The organism is Planomonospora algeriensis (assembly GCF_977012225.1).
Window position 1 is genome coordinate 1 of record NZ_CDRNDK010000550.1, and the last position, 3,752, is coordinate 3,752.

At 76.6% G+C, this 3,752-nt stretch carries 2 protein-coding genes; both read right to left on the reverse strand.

Annotated features, from left to right (window positions below):
* Positions 1 to 2,584 (reverse strand): sacsin N-terminal ATP-binding-like domain-containing protein (locus ACWJ6R_RS32220; RefSeq protein WP_449065834.1); only part of this gene is annotated, 2,584 nt, incomplete at its 3' end.
* Positions 2,585 to 2,781: 197 nt separating this feature from the next.
* Entirely contained in the window at positions 2,782 to 3,612 is an 831-nt protein-coding gene (locus tag ACWJ6R_RS32225) for a DUF3027 domain-containing protein (protein WP_449065835.1), read from the reverse strand.
* Between the last annotated feature and the right edge of the window lie 140 nt (positions 3,613 to 3,752).

Below are 3,752 nucleotides of genomic sequence, written 5' to 3' on the forward strand. Positions count from 1 at the left end.
CCAGGGCCACCCACAGCGCGCGGAGCTGGGCCCGGTCCACCTCGACGGAGGGGTCGGCGAGCAGGTCGAGGAGCTCGTCGGGGCCGCCGTGCGAGGCGAGCAGGTCGGCCAGCGTGGTCCGCACGCCGATCATCGCCAGGGCCGCCGGGTCGGCCGCGGGCGGGGCGTCGCCGTACAGGCCGAACAGGAGCGGGTCGCCGCCCGGCAGGCGCAGCTGGGTGGGGCGCCTGCCGCCGAGCACCGGGTGGGTGGACAGCCACCACGAGGTGTAGGACGGCACCTCCACCACCTCGCCCGCGGCCACGACGCGCAGCGGGTGCAGGACCGCCCGCAGCGGCGGGCGCGAGAGCAGCGCCAGGGCGGAGGGCCAGTCGGCGACGTACTCCAGGTCGCGGACGGCGGAGAACTCCCTGGCCACCGGGGGGACGTCCAGCTCCGGCAGCAGGTCGAGCACGGCCTCCAGCCACTCGTCCTCGCGGTCGAGGTCGTGGTCGCAGTCGTCCGGGTCGATCATCACGTCGGTGTCGTTGACGACCGCGAAGCCGTCGAGCACCCCGGCCGCGGCCAGCACCCGCGGGCCGTACCGCTCGACCAGCTCCGGTGCGGCCGTGCCGAAGTGGGTCTCGGTGTCCAGCAGCCCGGCCAGCGAGCCGTCGGCCAGCAGCAGCTCGCCCGCCGGGTAGAGCTCGCCGTCGGCGCCGCGCAGCGCCAGGTCGGCCAGCCACGGGGCCTCACCGGCGGTCAGCCCCGCGGCGTCGACCAGGGCGAGCACGGCCTGGGCCACCGGCTCGGGGTCGGCGCTCTCCAGGGACTCGGAGACGGCCCTGCGGGTGAGCGGGTCCTCCAGGACCGCGCGCGGCGTCGCCTCGGCGGCGCCGAGGCGGAGCAGCAGCGGGTGGGCGGCGTCCGGGTGACGACCGCGGAGCCCGAGCGGAGCGAGCACGTCCGGGTCCAGGGCGCCGCGCTCGGTCAGCACCAGCGTGCCGCGCGGGCCGCGGACCAGGCGGCCGTCGGAGAGCGGGACCGGCAGCGCGCCGAGCGCCTCCAGATCGTCGGCGGGCAGCACCTCGTACAGCGAGCGCCACCAGGCCGGGTCGCGATCGGCGGCCGTCTCGCCCGACAGGTCGCCGGCGAGCAGGTCCACGACGTCGGCGAGCTCGACCCGCTTCACACCGAGCGTGGTGATCGCGGGATGCCGGACCGGCCAGCCGGCGGGCAGCAGGCCGGGCACCGCCGCGGCGATCCGCTCCAGCAGCTCGCCGGAGGCCGCCACCACGCTCGCCTGCCGGCCGGACACGACGAACTCGCCGCCGGACCCGCCGGACCCACTGGACCCGCCGGACCCGCCACCGACCGCGTCACCGGAACCACCGGAGGCGCCGGAGCCGGTGATACCGGCCGGCTCCCGGGCGGCGGGCGGGGAGAGCGCGGGCAGCAGCGGGGCGTCCGGGAGCAGGCGCAGGATCGCCCGGCGGATCCGGGCGTCGAGCTCGCCCTTGCCCATCAGGCCGGGGACGAGGTCGAGCAGCTTCGGCGTCCGGGGCAGGCCCGACAGCAGCTCCACGTAGAGCTCCGCGGCACGTTCGACCAGGAACTCCGCCAGCGGCCCCATGGCCACGTGCCGCCGGTCGGTGGCCATCGGGAAGGACGCGATCAGCAGCGCGGGCAGGTCCAGCGGCTCGTCGCTCGGGGTCGGCGCGTGCACCACGGGCGGCACCCGCTCCGGCAGCGGCCGGGGCTCGGCCCCGGCCGGGCCGTCCTGCGGGGAGACCGGTACGGCCCAGCGGACCGTCCAGTACGGCCGGGCCCGCTCCTCGGTCGGCCGGTCGGCGAAGAGCCCGGCCACCTGCTCGGGGGTGAACTGCCCGGAGGCCGAGACGACCCGCCAGCCGTCGGGGACGATCGTCCGGGTCTCGCCGTCCACGTCGATCTCGATCGTCTCCAGCGCGGGCAGCCCGAGCAGCAGCGCGGGCCCGGCCTGGTGGAGCATCCGCCGCACGGCCTCCACCGCCGCCCCGTCGCGCAACGGGAGCCGTACCAGCGTGTCGAACCCGGCGGGGATCTCCACCGGGCCGGCGGGGAACGGCAGGCGCAGCAGCGGCACGTGCCCGCCGCGCTCGGCGAGCTCGGCGGCCAGCGCGGGCTCGGCGGCCACCAGCGCGGCGGTCTGCTCGCGGGACCAGCGGACCACCCCGGTCCCGAGGGAGCCGATCACCGGCTCGTCGCAGACCGAGACCACGGCCGCGAAGCCGACGCCGAACCGGCCGGCCGTGCCGGACTCGCCGCGCTTGGCGGAGACGCGCAGCGTCGACAGCCCCTCGATCCCGGCGGCGTCGATCGGGGCGCCGGTGTTGGCCGCGGAGAGCACGCCCTCGCGCAGCGACAGCCGGAGCCGTCCGGGCACCCCGGCGCGGAGCGCGGCGTCCGCGGCGTTCTGGGCCAGCTCGACGATCAGCCGGTCGCGGTAGCCGCCGAGGGCGAAGTCCTCCTCCGCGTTGGCGTCCTCGCGGAAGCGCGCGGGCGAGGCCGTCCACGCCGAGAGCACGGCGGAACGGAGGCGATCGGTGCCGAAGATGTCAGTCACAGCGATGTTCCCAAAGGTCAGGGCCCCGGTCGCCGCTGTGGCGGCGACCCGGGGCGGAAGGCGACCCGGCGGATCGAGGCGGATGGCGACCCGGCGACCCGGGGCGGAGACGACCTGGGGCGGAAGGCGTCCCGGGGCGGAGGCGACCCGGCGGTCCGCGGAACGGTGCCGGATCGAACGGTGCCGGATCGGTCAGGTCAGGAGTGGCCCAGGGGCTCGTCGGAGGAGCCGTCGTCCACGGAACCGGTCAGGTCGGCCTCTCCCGCCTCCTCCTCGACGTCGTAGAGGTGATCGTCGAGGATCGGCGAGGTGGGCACCACCTGGTGGGGCACCACGGTGGCCTCGGAGTGCGCGCCGCAGCCGTGGTCGGCGGCGACCACGCGGCCGTCGTCGGGGGCGTACTCGTTGGCGCAGACGCCGAACCCGGTGCGCAGCGCGCCGGCCAGCGGCCAGTAGAACCCGCAGGTGGAGCACTGGGCGGGAGCGGCGTGGGCGATCGGGGTGTGCGGGCCGGCCTCGCCGGAGTGCCAGCGCCGCACCGCGAGGTCGCGGCCGATCGGGGAGAGCACCCGGGCCCGGCCGAGGCCGTACTCGAAGATCATCTGATGGTCGATCTCGCCGCCCGTCTCGTCACCGGTGTCGGTGAAGCCGGGCGCGAGCCGATCGTCGTCCTCGTCGGTGGGGAGCAGGTCGCCCACGCCGAGGTCGCCGGGGCGCAACCGCTCGCTCCACGGCACCCACGGGGGCGCCAGGAGAGCGCCGGGACCGGGCAGCAGCACGACCTCGCTGATCGTGACGTTGCGGGCCCGCGAGGCCCGCGCGACGGTGACGGCCCAGCGCCAGCCCCGGTAGGCACGGTCCAGGCAGGCGAAATAGTGGGTGACCACCCGGTCGCCCTCGCCCTCGACCCCCAGGTGCTCGCCGATCTGCTCCGGTCTGACGTTCTCCTCGATCGCGGAGCGGGCCAGATCGACGGCGGCGACACAGGCCTGGTCGAGAGCTACAGCGCGAGATCGAGTACGGGTCACGTAATTCATTCTCGCCTATGCCCGGAGCGAACGGCACCGCGTATCGGCAGACGCCCCCGTGCGCGATGGCCCGCCCCGATGCCGGGGGGCCGCCGGAGGGGCGCCGCACCGCCTCGCGCACCGGCGGGCCGGCCCCGGCC